General features: G+C 70.7%; 13 protein-coding genes. 8 read left to right on the plus strand and 5 right to left on the minus strand.

From position 1 onward, the window contains the following. The first annotated feature begins 194 nt into the window (after positions 1 to 194). Complete coding sequence (locus JWN68_RS17035) at positions 195 to 803, plus strand: Maf family protein (RefSeq protein WP_297741116.1); 609 nt, start codon at positions 195 to 197, stop codon at positions 801 to 803. A gap of 4 nt (positions 804 to 807) precedes the next feature. Here the strand turns inward: JWN68_RS17035 and JWN68_RS17040 are convergent, their stop codons facing one another. After that, the gene (locus tag JWN68_RS17040; protein ID WP_297741118.1) at positions 808 to 1,275 is read right to left on the minus strand and encodes a GtrA family protein; all 468 of its coding nucleotides are present in this window, start codon (positions 1,273 to 1,275) and stop codon (positions 808 to 810) included. 71 nt (positions 1,276 to 1,346) lie between these two features. Next, positions 1,347 to 2,543: an acyl-CoA dehydrogenase family protein gene (locus JWN68_RS17045; protein WP_297741120.1), complete on the minus strand. Its 1,197-nt coding sequence runs from the start codon at positions 2,541 to 2,543 to the stop codon at positions 1,347 to 1,349. A 131-nt stretch (positions 2,544 to 2,674) separates the two neighbouring features. On the opposite strand from JWN68_RS17045, the gene JWN68_RS17050 reads away from it, so the two are divergent. Further along, positions 2,675 to 4,465, plus strand: coding sequence for a biotin carboxylase N-terminal domain-containing protein (locus JWN68_RS17050; RefSeq protein ID WP_297741122.1), 1,791 nt, complete (start codon positions 2,675 to 2,677; stop codon positions 4,463 to 4,465). Between the two features lie 7 nt (positions 4,466 to 4,472). Here JWN68_RS17050 and JWN68_RS17055 read toward each other — a convergent pair whose 3' ends face one another. Further along, a complete protein-coding gene (locus JWN68_RS17055) occupies positions 4,473 to 5,174 on the minus strand; it encodes a TetR/AcrR family transcriptional regulator (RefSeq protein ID WP_297741125.1) in 702 nt (233 codons plus the stop codon). 124 nt (positions 5,175 to 5,298) lie between these two features. On the opposite strand from JWN68_RS17055, the gene JWN68_RS17060 reads away from it, so the two are divergent. Continuing rightward, positions 5,299 to 6,231 (plus strand): NAD-dependent epimerase/dehydratase family protein, encoded by a 933-nt coding sequence (locus JWN68_RS17060; RefSeq protein ID WP_297741127.1) that lies wholly within the window; start codon positions 5,299 to 5,301, stop codon positions 6,229 to 6,231. Here JWN68_RS17060 and JWN68_RS17065 read toward each other — a convergent pair. Beyond that, positions 6,228 to 7,175 carry an SGNH/GDSL hydrolase family protein gene (locus JWN68_RS17065; protein WP_297741129.1) on the minus strand — a complete coding sequence of 316 codons (948 nt, stop codon included), beginning with the start codon at positions 7,173 to 7,175 and terminating at the stop codon, positions 6,228 to 6,230. The two genes, JWN68_RS17060 and JWN68_RS17065, sit on opposite strands and share 4 nt — an antisense overlap. An 85-nt stretch (positions 7,176 to 7,260) precedes the next feature. On the opposite strand from JWN68_RS17065, the gene JWN68_RS17070 reads away from it, so the two are divergent. From JWN68_RS17070 to JWN68_RS17080, 3 genes are all read left to right on the plus strand, one after another. Beyond that, positions 7,261 to 7,869, plus strand: coding sequence for a TetR/AcrR family transcriptional regulator (locus JWN68_RS17070; protein WP_297741131.1), 609 nt, complete (start codon positions 7,261 to 7,263; stop codon positions 7,867 to 7,869). Continuing rightward, complete coding sequence (locus JWN68_RS17075; protein WP_297741133.1) at positions 7,866 to 9,545, plus strand: FAD-binding dehydrogenase; 1,680 nt, start codon at positions 7,866 to 7,868, stop codon at positions 9,543 to 9,545. Before JWN68_RS17070 ends, JWN68_RS17075 begins: the two co-directional genes overlap by 4 nt. Positions 9,546 to 9,617: 72 nt before the next feature. Beyond that, positions 9,618 to 12,995 carry a pyruvate carboxylase gene (locus JWN68_RS17080; RefSeq protein ID WP_297741136.1) on the plus strand — a complete coding sequence of 1,126 codons (3,378 nt, stop codon included), beginning with the start codon at positions 9,618 to 9,620 and terminating at the stop codon, positions 12,993 to 12,995. A 6-nt stretch (positions 12,996 to 13,001) separates the two neighbouring features. Here JWN68_RS17080 and JWN68_RS17085 read toward each other — a convergent pair whose 3' ends face one another. After that, complete coding sequence (locus JWN68_RS17085) at positions 13,002 to 14,243, minus strand: SpoIID/LytB domain-containing protein (RefSeq protein WP_297741138.1); 1,242 nt, start codon at positions 14,241 to 14,243, stop codon at positions 13,002 to 13,004. A gap of 138 nt (positions 14,244 to 14,381) precedes the next feature. Here JWN68_RS17085 and JWN68_RS17090 point away from each other — a divergent pair, with 138 nt between their 5' ends. Both JWN68_RS17090 and JWN68_RS17095 read left to right on the plus strand, forming a co-directional pair. Continuing rightward, entirely contained in the window at positions 14,382 to 15,047 is a 666-nt protein-coding gene (locus JWN68_RS17090) for a hypothetical protein (RefSeq protein WP_297741141.1), read from the plus strand. Positions 15,048 to 15,050: 3 nt separating this feature from the next. Beyond that, positions 15,051 to 15,848: a hypothetical protein gene (locus JWN68_RS17095; RefSeq protein ID WP_297741143.1), complete on the plus strand. Its 798-nt coding sequence runs from the start codon at positions 15,051 to 15,053 to the stop codon at positions 15,846 to 15,848.

A 15,848-nucleotide genomic window follows, 5' to 3' on the forward strand; every position in this document is an offset into this window, starting at 1 on the left:
ATCGCAGCCGAACTCAACGCCCGGCCCCGCAAGAGACACGCATTCCGCACCCCAGCCGAAACGCTTGAGAAACTACTCATCGAAACCACAAAACACCCCGGTGTTGCGTGACTGTCTGGAATCCGCCCGCCCAGGAATGTGGCTCACGCACCGCCCGACCTGGGGTCAGACGCTGACGCCCTAGGGTCGGCGGCATGCAGCTCGTCCTCGCCTCCGCCTCACCCGCCCGTCTGGCCACCCTTCGCAGCGCCGGGATCGACCCGGTCGTGATCGTCAGCGGCGTGGACGAGTCCCAGCTCGACGGGCTCCCGCCGGCGGAGCTGGCGCTGCAGCTGGCCGAGCTCAAGTGCGCGGCGGTCGCTGAGCGCGACGACGTGCCGGCGGTCGCACTGGTCCTGGGCTGCGACTCGGTGCTGGAGCTGGACGACCAGGCGCTGGGCAAGCCGGCCGACGCCGCGACGGCCGTCGAACGCTGGCGCGCCATGCGCGGCCGGTCGGGCGTGCTCCGCACCGGCCACTGCCTGCGCGACATGGGCACCGGGCGGGTCGCCGCTGCGACGGCCAGCACGACCGTGCACTTCGCGGACCTGAGCGACGCCGAGATTGCGGCGTACGTCGCCACCGGCGAGCCGCTGCACGTGGCCGGCGCCTTCACCGTCGACGGCCTCGGCGGCGCGTTCGTGACCGGGATCGAGGGCGATCACCACAACGTGGTCGGTGTCAGCCTGCCGTTGGTGCGTGAGCTGGTGGCCGAGCTGGGGCACGAGTGGACCGCGCTCTGGACGGCGTCCGGCACGGCCTGACCGATCACACGCGGTCGAGGACCTCTGCTTCTTCGTGTACGCCGAACACGTACTGCCGCGTCAGCACGAACCGCGCGGCATTGGCGAACGCCAATCCGATGACGTTGGCGGAGATGTTGTCCGAGAACGGGTCGTCGAGACCGAGGAGGTTGCGGCTGATCGACAGGCAGGCCATCGGGATGGCCATCGTCACGACGCTGATCGCCACGAAAGCGGTTCGACCACCGTCGACGTGGGTCGTGGTGCGGTGCCGGAAGGCCCACCACCGGGTGCCGCGGTAGCTGATCGCCGTCCCGACGAGGTTGGCGAGGACGTAGCCAAGGATCGGGTGCCCGTTGAGCGGTGCGGAGTCGGCCATGCCGATGCCGTGCACCAGCCAGTTGAACAGGAAGACAGCAACAACCGTCGCCCCCAGCCCCACGGCCAGGTAGCGCCAGATCTCCCCCGCCAGCCGACGGCCCCTCGACGTCACGACATCAGGCTACGGCCACGAGATCAACGAAACGGCAACGAACCTCCGCAGGTGCCGTGTCGCGACCGGGACTACTCGACCGGCAGGCCGAGACCCCGGGCGATCAGCATCCGCTGGACCTCCGAGGTGCCCTCGCCGATCTCGAGCACCTTGGCGTCGCGGTAGAAGCGCGCCACCGGGTATTCCTCCATGAAGCCGTAGCCGCCGAAGACCTGCGTGGCGATCCGCGTCGCCGTCACGGCCGACTCGGTGGAGTAGAGCTTGGCGACGGCTGCCGCCTGCTTGAAGTCCTTCATCGAGACACCGGCGCCGGCGTCCATGGCGTCCTTCATGGCAGCGGCCTTGTAGGTCAACAACCGGGAGGCGTCGAGCATGACCTGGAGGTCGGAGATCTGGAACGCCACACCCTGCTTGCGTCCGATGGGCCCGCCGAAGGTCTGGCGGTCCAACGAGTACTCAAGCGACAGGTCGAGGCAGGCCTGGATGCAGCCGACGGCGAGGGCCGCGATGGCGACCCGGCCGTCGTCGAGGGTGCTGAGGAACTGCGCGTAGCCGCGTCCGCGCTCGCCGAGGAGGTTGGCCTCGGGCACGCGGCAGTCCTCGAAGGACAGCGGGTGCGTGTCGGAGGCGTGCCAACCGAGCTTGTCGTAGGGCTTCTCGGCAGTGAAGCCGGGCGTGCCGCTGGGAATGATGATGGTGGAGAGCTCGGGGCGGCCACCGCCACGGTCACCGGTGCGCGCCGTGACCGTCACCAGGGAGGTGATGGAGGAGCCGGAGTTGGTGATGAACTGCTTGGCGCCGTTGACGACCCACTCGCCCTCGGACAGCACTGCCTTGGTCTTCGTCGCCCCGGCGTCGGAGCCGGCCCCCGGCTCGGTCAGCCCGAAGCCGGCCAGCTGCTCGCCCGCGACGAGGGCCGGCAGGTACTCGTCCTTCTGGGCGTCGGTGCCGAAGGTCAGGATCGGGTTGATGCCGAGTCCGACCGCGGCCTCGAGGGTGATGCCCATCGACTGGTCGACGCGGCCGATCTCCTCGATGGCCAGGCAGAGCGAGGTGAAGCCGCCGTCCTCGCCGGCCAGCCCTGCGCCGCCGTACTGCTCCGGAGCGGTGAGGCCCATCAGGCCCAGCGCACCCATCTTCTTCACGACGTCGGTCGGGAAGTGGTGGTCGCGGTCCCACTGCGCGGCATGGGGCGCGATCTCGGCCTGCGCGAAGTCGCGGACGCTGCGGCGGAACTGCTCGTGCTCGGGAGACAACTCGAAGCTCATGTGACGAGGCTAACGCGCGGGGGTTAGCGAGCGCTAACCTGTGGTGCTCGGCACACCGCACCACGGTCGGCACGCGGAGCGGGGGGCGATAGTCTCCGCGAAGACCAGTCGAGGAAGACCAGGAGTATTTCGTGCCCCAGTCGCAGGGTTTGCAGAAGGTCCTCATCGCCAATCGCGGCGAGATCGCAGTGCGGGTCGTCCGCGCCTGCAAGGACGCCGGCATCGGCAGTGTCGCGGTGTACGCCGACCCGGACCGTGACGCGCAGTTCGTCCGGCTCGCCGACGAGGCCCACGCCCTCGGTGGCGCGACACCGGCCGAGACCTACCTCGACATCGAGAAGATCCTCAAGGTCGCGAGCGACTCCGGCGCCGACTCGGTGCACCCGGGCTACGGCTTCCTCGCCGAGAACGCGCAGTTCGCCCAGGCCGTGCTCGACGCCGGGCTCATCTGGATCGGCCCCTCGCCCGCGGCGATCGACGCCCTCGGTGACAAGGCCAAGGCGAAGCAGATCGCCCAGAAGGCCAACGCGCCGCTGGCCCCCGGCCTCAAGGACGCGGTGAGGGACGCCGACGAGATCGTTGAGTTCGCTCGCGCCCACGGGCTGCCGGTCGCGATCAAGGCCGTCTTCGGTGGCGGCGGGCGTGGCCTGAAGGTGGCCCACACCATCGAGGAGATCCCCGAGCTCTATGAGTCGGCCGTGCGCGAGGCCATCGGTGCCTTCGGCCGCGGCGAGTGCCTCGTCGAGAAGTTCCTCGACCGCCCCCGTCACGTCGAGACCCAGTGCCTGGCCGACCAGCACGGCAACGTCGTGGTCGTCTCCACCCGCGACTGCTCGCTGCAGCGTCGTCACCAGAAGCTCGTCGAGGAGGCGCCCGCGCCGTTCCTGAGCGACGACCAGGTGAAGAAGCTCTACGACTCGTCCAAGGCCATCCTCAAGGAGGCCGGCTACGTCGGGGCCGGCACGTGTGAGTTCCTCGTCGCCGCCGACGGCACCATCTCCTTCCTCGAGGTCAACACCCGCCTCCAGGTCGAGCACTGCGTCTCCGAGGAGGTCACCGGCATCGACCTCGTTCGCGAGATGTTCCGCATCGCCGCCGGCGAGGAGCTCGGCTTCGGCGATCCGGAGATCCGTGGCCACTCGATCGAGTTCCGCATCAACGCCGAGGACGGCGGGCGCAACTTCATGCCGGCGCCCGGCACCCTGACCGAGTGGGCTCCCCCGCAGGGCCCCGGCATCCGACTCGACGGGGGCTACAACAAGGGCGAGACGATCCCGGGCAACTTCGACTCGCTGATCGCCAAGCTCATCGTCACAGGTCGCGACCGCACCCAGGCGCTCGAGCGATCGCGTCGCGCGCTCGACGAGTTCGTGGTCGACGGCATGCCCACGGCGATCCCTTTCCACCAGGCCGTCGTCAAGGACCCCGCCTACGTGGGCCCCTCGACACCCTCCGGTGAGGGTGAGTTCACGGTCTACACGACCTGGATCGAGACCGACTTCGACAACCAGATCGAGCCCTACGCAGGCGAGACCGCGGAGGCCGAGGAGGCCGGCGAGCGCCGGTCAGTCACCGTCGAGGTCGGCGGCCGTCGCCTCGAGGTCGTCCTTCCGGCGGGTCTCGGGGGAGTCTCCGTCGGCTCCGGCTCGGGCGGTGGGGCGAAGAAGCCGAAGCGGTCGGCGAAGAAGGCCGGCGCCGCGGCGTCCGGCGACTCCGTCTCCTCCCCCATGCAGGGCACGATCGTCAAGGTCGCCGTCACCGACGGCCAGGAGGTCGCCGAGGGCGACGTCATCGTGGTCCTCGAGGCGATGAAGATGGAGCAGCCCCTCAAGGCCCACAAGGCCGGCACGGTGACCGGGCTCGACGCCGAGGTGGGCGCCACTGTCACCAACGGGGCCGTGATCTGCGAGATCAAGGGCTGAGCAGTCCTCAACGCGTCAGGCCGACGGTCTCCACAAGCACCGTCAGCTGGTGCTCGAAGAGGTCCTGCGGCTGGGTGATGGTGTCGGCGCCGTACTGACCGAAGACCTCGAAGCTGATGCAGCCGAAGAGGGCAGCCCACACCAGCACCCCCCGAGCGATCAGCTCGTCGGGTGCGGTAATGCCCTGCTCGCGCCGGATCCGGGCCAGGTCACGGCTCAACCGGCGGGGCGAGACCGGTCCCCCGTCGTGGCTGGTCGCACCAGCAAGCCAGGCGTCCTCCCACACCTGCACCAGACGACGGATCACCCGCGTCCCCGGCCCGGTGGTGCGCTCGGCGGGTGCCTGGTAGCCGGGCACGGGGCTGCCGAAGAGCAGGGCGTACGTCGCAGGCTCGGCCAGCGCCCAGGTGCGGACCGCGCGACCGATCGCCCGCAGGCGGCCGGCGTGGTTCGCTGCGGCGACTGAGCCGAGCGCCTCGTCCACGGCGTCGCCGAGCTCGTCGTAGCCGTCGATGACGAGCAGGGTCAGCAGCTCGTCCCGGCTGCCGACGTAGCGATAGACAGCCGAGGACACCAGGCCCAGGTCGCGGGCAATGGCCCGCAGCGAGAGCGCGGCGGCGCCATCCGTCGCCAGGTGCTGACGCCCGATCCGGACGATGTCGCGCATGGTCTGCTCGCGGGCTCGCGCTCGCGGTGTCGTCGCTGCCATGGGCCGATCATGGCACACGGAGGGAGCATGCGTTGCATAAGAGAGCGGTGCTCTTGCTTTTGATCCACGTGCGTGTCATCCTCAACGAAACGAGAGCACTGCTCTCCCGAACTCGAGGAGCACCATGACCGCCGTACACGTCATCACCGGAGCCGGACCCGTGGGCGCGACCGTCGCCCTGCAGCTCGCCGAGGCCGGCCAGCAGGTGCGACTGTTGACCCGTTCGGGGAGTGGCCCCGACCACCCGATGGTCGAGCGGCGGCGGGTCGACGTCTCGCGGCCCGACCAGCTCGCCAGTGCGATCGACGGAGCAGAGGTGGTCCACCACTGCATCCACGGTTCGGCGTACGACGCACGCACCTGGCGGGCCGAGCTTCCCGCGGCGGAGCGGACGGTGCTCGAGGCCGCCGGGCGGATCGGCGCGGTCGTGGTGTTCCCGGAGAGCCTCTACTCCTACGGCCCGGTCGACGGCCCGATGACCGAGGACCTGCCCCGCACCGCCACGGGCGGCAAGCTCGGCGTCCGGGCCGACCTCCTGGCCCAGCGAGCGGCGTCGACCACCGCGACGATCAGCATCGCGGCGTCCGACTTCTACGGCCCGCGGGTGCTCAACGCCCACGCCGGCGAGCGGCTCATCCCCACGGTGCTGGCCGGGAAGACCATGCGGGTCGTCGGCAGCCTCGACCAGCCGCACTCGTTCACCTACGTGCCCGACCTCGCGGCCGCCATGATCCGGGCAGCCGCCACCCCCGAGCTGTGGGACACCTTCCTGCACGCCCCCACCGCTTCCCCGGTCACGCAACGCCAGCTGATCACCCAGGTGGCCGCCACGGCAGGCGTCCCCGCGCCGCGCATGTCGGCCCTTCCCAGCTGGGCACTGAAGGCGGTCGGTCTGGTCTCACCGAGCACGCGGGAGCTGGTGGAGGTGGGCTACATGTTCGACCGACCCTTCGTCGTCGACTCCACCGACAGCGAGGCACGGCTGGGCCTCGCGCCGACGCCGTTCGACATCGGTCTCAAGGAGACCGTTGCCTGGTGGCAGGAGTTCGGCTCCTAGTTGCGGACCACGGCGTCGCGAGGAGGCGCTGCTCGCTCGGCCTGCGGCGCCTCGTCCCCGGTGATCTCGGAGAAGACCTCGGCGGCCACCCCGCGCATGCCGTCGAGCACCGGGTGGAACGGCGCGGCGATGCCGGGCAGCATCTCGGGGCCGTTGATCCAGGCGGCCTTGCCGGCGCAGACGTCGTGGCCCTCGGAGGCGTCGCTGACGTCGACGTACGACGCACTGGCCCCTTCGGCACCGGCCGCCAGCGACCCGTTGAGCCGGCCGGCGATCTCGGCAGCGGCGTCCAGCTGCGCTGGAGTCAGGGGTACGGCGCCGCAGGACTCGTCCTCGGGCAGGACCTGCGGGTAGCCGATGACAAAGACCTCGGCCTCCGGGGCCCGGTCGGTGATGGCCTCCACGACCTTGCGCACCCGGGCCTCGACCCGGGCAGCATCGCGGAGCAGGCGCTTCTGCTGCTTCGGCGAGCAGCCCTCCGCGCAGCCCACCAGGGAGGAGAAGATGCCGAAGTCGTTGCCACCGATGCCGAGGGTGACGAGGTCGGTGTCGGTCGACACCGCGTCGAGCTGCGGCGCCACTCTCTTGCCGTCGACCATCTGCTGCCGACGGGTGAAGTCGCCGGTGTCAGCGGCAGAACAGGTGACGTCGGTGTAGGTCTCGACGTCCAACCAGCCGGCCAGGAACGCGGGGTAGTTGTCGGTCGAGCGCACGCAGCCCGACGGGTCCGAGCGCACGGTGGTCACCAGTGGACCCGCGCTGTAGGAGTCGCCCATGGCCACGTAGTCGATCTCCGCGGGGAGGTCACCGAAGGACTGCTGCGGGAAACCTCCCTCCTCGGCGGCGTCGCTGCCAGAGCAGGCGGTCGCCACGAGCGCGAGGAGGACGGCGACGGCGGCCAGGCGGGACAGACGGACCCGGCGGGCGCGAGGGGAGGGATGCACCGGCAGATCATGCCACCGCAGCCAAGGTGTCCGCCGGTTCCACTCAGATAGCGAGCACTCGCTTTCTATGTTGTAGCCTCTCACTGTGACCACCCGACGGACCCAGGCCGAGCGCCGCGACACCACCACCGCTCGCCTGCTCGACGCCGTCGAGGTGGTCATCTCCGAGTCGGGCTACGCCCGCACGACCGTGGCGGCGGTGTGCGCCCAGGCCGGCCTGAGCCAGGGCGCTCTCTTCCGCCACTTCCCCCACCGCCGGGCCCTGCTGGTCGCCACGGCCGAGCGAGTCGCCGAGCGCCAGACCGAGGACTTCGCCGAGCAGTTCCGCGCCGTCCGACCGGGGCCCGACACCGTGCTCGAGGGCCTCACCGCCTTGCGTTCGCTGGTGAGGTCGCGGTCCAACCAGGTCTGGCACGAGCTCGTCCGGGCCGCGCGCACCGACGACGCACTCCGCGAGGACCTCGGCCCCGCGCTGCGCGACTACCACCGTCGCAGTGCGGCCGCCGCTGCCGCGTTCTTCGGCGACCAGTGGAGCGGTGCAGCCCAGGACGTCGTGCGGGTCGTCGTCAACTACCTGGACGGCGAAGCGGCCGTCGCGCAGGTCCTGCCCGATCAGGACCGGGACGACGCCACGCTCCGCCTCCTCGCCCAGCTCACCCAACCCCTCTTCACCCACCACCAGGAGACACGATGACGTCCGAGACCACACCCGCCTTCGCGCCCGACGCCATCGTCGTCGGAGCCGGCCTCGCCGGGCTCGTGGCGACCTACGAGCTCGTCCAGGCGGGCAGGTCTGTGCTCGTGCTCGACCAGGAGAACCGCAACAACCTCGGCGGCCAGGCGTTCTGGTCCCTCGGCGGACTCTTCCTCGTCGACTCCCCCGAGCAGCGCCGTATGGGCATCAAGGACTCGGTCGACCTCGCGCTGCAGGACTGGCGGGGATCGGCAGCCTTCGACCGGCTCGAGGACCAGGACCTCTGGGGCGAGCAGTGGGCACGGGCGTACGTCGCATGGGCGGCCGGCGAGAAGCGCGACTACCTCCACCAGCTCGGCCTGCGGTTCCTGCCGCTGGTCGGGTGGGCCGAGCGCGGCGGAAGTGCCGAGGGCCACGGCAACTCCGTGCCGCGGTTCCACCTGACCTGGGGCATCGGGCCCGAGGTGGTGCGCGTCTTCGCGGAGCCGGTCGTCGCTGCCGAGCAGGCCGGGCTGGTCCGCTTCGGGTTCCGGCACCGCGTCGACGAGCTCGTCACATCAGATGGAGCGGTCGTCGGCGTACGAGGCGCGGTGCTGTCAGCCGACGACGACCTCCCCCGCGGGGAGAAGTCGTCGCGCGACGAGGTCGACACCTTCGAGCTGCGTGCTCCGGCGGTCATCGTGACCAGCGGCGGCATCGGCCACAACTACGACCTGATCCGCAAGCACTGGCCCACCGAACGGCTCGGCCCGGCGCCCGAGCACCTCATCGCCGGTGTGCCGGCCCACGTCGACGGACGCATGCTCCAGATCAGCGAGGATGCCGGGGCTGCCGTGGTGAACCGCGACCGGCTGTGGGCCTACACCGAGGGCATCCACAACTGGGACCCGATCTGGCCCGACCACGGCATCCGGATTCTGCCCGGCCCGTCGTCGCTGTGGCTCGACGCGAACGGCAAGCGCCTGCCCGCACCCAACTTCCCGGGCTTCGACACGATGGGATCGATGCGCGAGATCCTCTCGACCGGGCACGACTACTCGTGGTTCGTGCTGACGCAGAAGGTGATCGAGAAGGAGTTCGCCCTCTCCGGCTCGGAGCAGAATCCCGACATGACCGGCAAGGACATCAGGGTCTTCCTCAAGAGCCGACTGGCCAAGGGTGCACCCAGGCCGGTCGAGGCCTTCAAGGAGCACGGCGAGGACTTCGCCGTGGCCGACACGATCGAGGAGCTGGTCGAGGGTATGAACAAGCTCGCCCGCGGACCCCAGCTCGACACCGAGGACGTCCGTCGCATCGTCGAGGCCCACGACCGTGAGCTCGACAACGACTTCTCCAAGGACCTCCAGCTGATGGCCGTGGCCAACGCCCGCCGCTCGCGCACCGACAAGCTCGTCCGGGTCGCCAAGCCGCACGCGTTCCTCGATCCCGAGAACGGCCCGCTCGTCGCCGTACGCCTCAACATCCTGACCCGCAAGACCCTCGGCGGGATCCAGACCGACCTCGACTCGCGCGTCCTCGACACGTCGGGCACACCGATCCCGGGCCTGTACGCCGCTGGGGAGGTCGCGGGCTTCGGCGGTGGCGGCGTGCACGGCTACAACGCGCTGGAGGGGACGTTCCTGGGCGGCTGCATCTTCTCCGGGCGGGCAGCGGGTCGCGCGATCGCCGCCGGCTGAATCGTCGGGTCCCGGCGCCCGCCGTACGGACGAGTAGCAAACGCGACGGACGTCGACCTCTAACCTTCGGGCATGTTCTCCAAGGTGCTGGTCGCGAACCGCGGCGAGATCGCGATCCGAGCATTCCGTGCGGCCTACGAGATCGGCGCCCGCACGGTCGCGGTCTTCCCCTACGAGGACCGCGGGTCCGAGCACCGGTTGAAGGCGGACGAGGCCTACGAGATCGGCGAGCGGGGCCACCCCGTCCGGGCCTACCTCGACCCGGACGCGATCGTGGCGGTGGCTCTGAAGGCCGGCGCCGACGCCGTCTATCCGGGATACGGCTTCCTCTCGGAGAACCCCGCGCTGGCCGAGGCCTGTGCCAACGCCGGCATCACCTTCATCGGTCCGAGTGCCGAGGTCCTCACCCTGACCGGCAACAAGGCCCGGGCCATCGCCGCGGCGAAGGCCGCCGGGGTCCCGACCCTGAGGAGCGTCGAGCCCGGCACCGATGTGGACGTGCTGGTCGCGGCCGCAGAGGAGATCCCCGAGCCGCTCTTCGTCAAGGCTGTCGCCGGCGGCGGCGGCCGGGGGATGCGCCGCGTCGACGACCGCGCCCAGCTGCGGGAGGCCATCGAGACCTGCATGCGCGAGGCCGAGGGCGCCTTCGGCGACCCCACGGTCTTCATCGAGCAGGCCGTCGTCCAGCCCCGCCACATCGAGGTCCAGATCCTGGCCGACGGCGAGGGCAACGTCATGCACCTCTTCGAGCGTGACTGCTCGGTGCAGCGGCGCCACCAGAAGGTCGTCGAGATCGCCCCTGCGCCCAACCTCGACCCCGAGCTGCGGGAGCGGATGTGCGCCGACGCCGTGCGGTTCGCGACCGAGATCGGGTACCGCAACGCCGGGACGGTGGAGTACCTCCTCGACAAGCACGGCAACTACGTCTTCATCGAGATGAACCCCCGCATACAGGTGGAGCACACGGTCAACGGGGAGATCACCGACGTCGACCTGGTCCAGTCGCAGATCAGGATCGCGGCCGGCGAGACCCTGGCCGACCTCGGGCTCTCGCAGGAGACGGTCTCCATCCGCGGCGCCGCCCTGCAGTGCCGGATCACCACCGAGGACCCGGCGAACGGCTTCCGCCCCGACACGGGGAAGATCACGACCTACCGCTCCCCCGGCGGGGCCGGGATCCGCCTCGACGGCGGCACCACCTACACCGGCGCCGAGGTGAGCGCCCACTTCGACTCGATGCTGGCCAAGCTGACCTGTCGGGCCCGGACCTTCGACAAGGCAGTCGAGCGGGCGCGCCGCGCGGTGGCGGAGTTCCGGATCCGAGGCGTCTCCACCAACATCGCGTTCCTGCAGGCCGTGCTCGACGACCCGGACTTCGCGGCGGGCATGATCACGACCTCGTTCATCGAGGACCACCCGCAGCTCCTCACCGCACGAGCCTCCGGCGACCGCGGCACGAAGCTGCTGACCTACCTCGCCGACGTGACGGTCAACCAGCCGCACGGGCGCGCCCCGGTCAGCGTCGACCCGATGACCAAGCTTCCCGACGTCAACCTCGACGTTCCGGCGCCCGACGGGACCCGCCAGCTCCTGCTGCGAGTCGGTCCTGAGGAGTTCGCCCGACAGCTGCGGGCGCAGGACCAGGTCGCCGTCACCGACACCACCTTCCGCGACGCACACCAGTCGTTGCTCGCCACCCGCGTGCGCACCCGCGACCTCGTCGCGGTCGCCGGGCACGTCGCGCGCACGACGCCGGAGCTGTGGTCGCTGGAGGCGTGGGGCGGTGCGACGTACGACGTGGCGTTGCGCTTCCTCGCCGAGGACCCGTGGGAACGTCTCGCCGAGCTCCGCAAGACCGTGCCCAACATCTGTCTGCAGATGCTGCTGCGCGGGCGCAACACGGTCGGCTACACGCCGTACCCCGCCGAGGTGACGCAGGCCTTCGTCGAGGAGGCAGCAGCGACAGGCATCGACGTCTTCCGCATCTTCGACGCGCTCAACGACGTCTCCCAGATGATGCCTGCGATCGAGGCGGTCCGGGCGACCGGCACGACCGTCGCGGAGGTGGCGCTCTGCTACACCGGCGACCTGTCGTCTCCCGCGGAGAGGCTCTACACCCTCGACTACTACCTGCGCCTCGCCGACCAGATCGTCGATGCCGGCGCGCACGTCCTCGCGATCAAGGACATGGCCGGGCTGCTGCGCGCGCCCGCAGCACGCACCCTGGTCTCCGCGCTGCGCTCCGAGTTCGACCTGCCGGTGCATCTGCACACCCACGACACCCCGGGCGGCCAGCTCGCGACGCTCCTCGCGGCCATCGACTGCGGCGTTGACGCCGTCGATGCCGCCTGCGCCGCGATGGCGGGCACCACCTCGCAGCCGGCCCTGTCGGCGCTCGTCTCCGCCACCGACCACGGGCCGCGCGAGACCGGGTTGTCGCTGGACAAGGTCAACGCGCTGGAGCCCTACTGGGAGGCCACGCGCCGCGTTTACGCCCCCTTCGAGTCCGGCCTCCCTGCCCCCACCGGTCGCGTCTACACCCACGAGATCCCCGGCGGGCAGCTCTCCAACCTCCGCCAGCAGGCGATCGCGCTCGGGCTCGGTGAGAAGTTCGAGCAGGTCGAGGACATGTACGCCGCCGCCAACACGATCCTCGGCAACGTGGTCAAGGTGACGCCCTCCTCCAAGGTGGTCGGCGACCTGGCCCTTCACCTCGTGGCGGTGGGCGCCGACCCGCGCGCCTTCGAGGACGACCCGGGCGCCTTCGACATCCCCGACTCGGTGATCGGCTTCCTCAACGGCGAGCTCGGCGACCCGCCCGGCGGCTGGCCGGAGCCCTTCCGCACCAAGGCACTCGCGGGGCGCACCTGGAAGCGCCCGGCGGAGACCCTCACCGCCAGCCAGGAAGCGGGGCTCGTGGGCAACCGCCGCGCCACCCTCAACGAGCTCCTCTTCCCCGGTCCGACCAAGGACTTCCGCGAGTCCAGGGAGACGTACGGCGACGTGTCGGTGCTGCCGACGATCGACTACCTCTACGGCTTGCGCCGCGGCGAGGAGCACTCGGTCTCCCTCGGCGAGGGCAAGACGCTGATCCTCGGGCTCGAGGCGATCGGCGAGCCGGACGAGCGTGGCATCCGCACCGTCATGTGCACCATCAACGGCCAGCTGCGACCCGTCGGTGTGCGCGACCGCAGCGTCGCCTCGGCGGTCGCCGCTGCGGAGAAGGCGGACAGCTCCGACAGCGGGCACGTCGCCGCTCCGTTCGACGGTGTCGTCACCGTCGGGGTCGCCGAGGGCGACGAGGTCGAGGCGGGCCAGACCGTGGCGACCATCGAGGCGATGAAGATGGAGGCCTCGATCACGTCGCCCCGTGCCGGCAGGGTCGCTCGCGTCGCCGTACCGGGAACCCAGGCGGTCGAGGGCGGCGACCTCGTGCTGGTGCTGGGCTGAGGCTCGCTAGCGCTGGCGCTTGGGGACGGGTGCGCCGGGCGTCACCGTGAAGGTGAACCAGGAGGACTTCAGCCCGAGCACGGTGCGCAGGGTGTCGCCGCTGATGTCGGCCCGTCCGGCAGTGCCCACGAGCGCCATCTTCAGGACCCGGCCCCCCCACTCGCCGTTGCCGTCGCGCTGCGCGACCTCGATCCCGGTCAGGTCACCGATCGCGGGATAGTGGCGCTCGAGTCCGGCGTCGTCGAGGACGACCGACCACGTGTGGTGCGGGTTGCCCGTCCAGCCGTCGTAGGGGTCCTCCCTGGCCATGAGGTAGGGCGCCGACCCTGCGGAGGAGAAGCCGCCGTTGCTGGAGGAGAACTGGGCGAAGGCCGGTCGACCGTCGAAGACGAGGCCTTCGCTGAGCGTGTCCAGGACCGCCTGCGTGGCGGCCGGGTGCTCGACGTCGACGCCCCCATAGACCTGGCACTGCGTCGTGTCGCAGATCTGATAGTGCGACGCGTTGGGGTGGGAGCGCTCAGCGGCCGCGTAGGTGCGGGCGGCCACGGCCTGGGCGCGGACCGCGTCGGGGCTCCAGAGCGCGGGGATCTCGAGCGGCACGACTCCTCGCAGGTAGGCGTCCAGGCTCACCACGTTGACGGTGTCCCGAGCCGGCTGCCCCGGCCGGACCGACGCCGAGCGGAGGCGGCCACGGTAGGTCGCCCTGCCCGAAGGCTTGACGAGGGTCAGCCGGCCGAGGGGCGCGGAGAACTGCCCGTCGCCGGCGAAGGACTTCCACGTGCGCCAGCTGCTGCCCTTGCGGAAGTCCACCCGGGTGCGGCCGTCGGCGAGGCCGGACATCCGCCAGCGCGTCGCGCCGTTGGCAGGGACCTTCCAGGCCTTCTTGGGCTGGAGCCTGGTGACCTTCAGACCGGCCGCCGCGACGACGACGAGGTCATCGCTCGTGTCGCCGGTGATCAAGACCTCGATCGGTCCCCGATGCACCCCCCATGAGGTGCCCGGGTAGTAGAACTCGATGATCTGCTGCCAGGTCAGCCCGGCTCTTGCCGCGCCTTCGGCGCCGTACTGTGACATGCCGTGCCCGTGGCCGTAGCCGTGTCCCGACAGCGTGATGGTGCTCGGCCCGGTGACCGGATAGACCTCGGCCCGGCGGTTGCTCGACGCGGGCGATGTGGTCGCCATTGCCGCCGCGACGGCCACCACGAGGGCGCTCACCGCGGCTGGCACGGGACGGGTCGGACGGGGCATCGAGGACCCTACTTCCGTGTTCTGTGGGTCTGGTGTGACTCACGTGACGATCGATCAGAACACGGGCATCGCTCGGGAACAACCGGGTCAGCAGAACTACATGCCTGTAGTTGCTCCCTTCAGCACTAGGCTGGTGACATGGGCCTGAACCCCTTCCGCCGGGCACGCGAGGCACGTGAACGCGACCTCGCGGAGGCAGACCGCTGGCGGGTCGCGCGGAAGCTGGCCAACGACGACGTGACGGCGCTGGGCGAGGAGCTCGCCGAGCTCCACCTCGAGACCCTCGGCAGCGAACTCGATGAGGAGGCGACGCACCACTACCGCCGCGCCCTCGAGCACTACGAGCAGGCCAAGGAACGGGTCCGCACCTCCGAGACGGCTGAGGACGTCCTGGCCGGCGACCAGCTGCTGCAGGACGCGCGCTACCACCGCGCCGCCGTGCTCTCGCTCCAGGCCGGTGAACCGCTGCCTGCCCGCCGCGAGCCGTGCTTCTTCGACCCCCGCCACGGACCCAGCGTCCGCGACCTGGAGTGGTCGCCACCGTCGGGAGTCGAGCGGACCGTCTCCGTCTGCGCGTCCGACGCCCGCCGGCTCGAGGGCGGTGCCGCACCGGAGATCCGGATGATCCGCGTCGGAGACCGCCGCGTGCCGGTCCACGATGCCGGTGGGATCGAGAAGGTCCTGCGTCGGCACCAGACCCTCGCCCACGAGCGGTCCACCTCCCACAACAAGAAGAACCTCGCCGAGGCCTACATCAACCAGTCCGTCGACGTGGCCGGCCAAGCCGCCGGGGGCGGGATGTGACTCATGGTGCGGATCGGCCGGCGACAGCGCGAGGCTCGGCTGGCAGAGCTCGAGGCGTTCAGGCTGGTGCGCAGGGCTGCCCATGAGGACGTGACGACGTTCGGAGAGGAGCTCAGCAACCTGCATGTCGAGACCCTCACCAGCGAGCTCGACGACACCATGCGCGGCGACTACGAGCAGGCACTCGACGCCTATGAGCGCGCGAAGGCGCAGCTCTCCGCCGCGGGACAGGCCCCCGACATCACAGCCGTGACCCGCACGCTGACGGACGGACGATTCGCGCATGCCTGCGTCCTCGCCGACCGCGACGGCAGCCCCAGACCCACCCGCCGCGAACCCTGCTTCTTCAACCCGGCACACGGTCCGGCCCGCCACGACGTGGAGTGGGCGCCGCCGGGCGGTGTGCCCCGCGCCGTACCCGTCTGCTTCCGCGACTTGGAACGCCTGACCGCCGGCGAGGCACCGGACGTCAGGCTGGTCCGCCTCGGCAACCGCCGCGCACCGTGGTTCGCCGCAGGTCCGGCCTACGCCGCCTGGGCGCAGGGGTGGTACGCCGACCTGGTGGACGACAACCGGATGGCGGCCGACCGCCTCACGATGGCCTACGCCACCGGGCGCGGCGACAGCTGGGGAGCGGCCGGGGCCGTCGCCTGGTCCGACCCGGGCGCCTGGGACAGGGGCGGCATGATCGGCGGTCACGACTACTCCGGTTGGCACGGTGACGGCGGTGGCTTCGACGGCGGCGGCGGTGGCGGCGACGGCGGTGGCGGCGACGGCGGTGGCGGCGGCGGAGACGGGTGA

The organism is Nocardioides sp., from assembly GCF_025964975.1.
In the GTDB taxonomy this organism is placed as follows: domain Bacteria; phylum Actinomycetota; class Actinomycetes; order Propionibacteriales; family Nocardioidaceae; genus Nocardioides.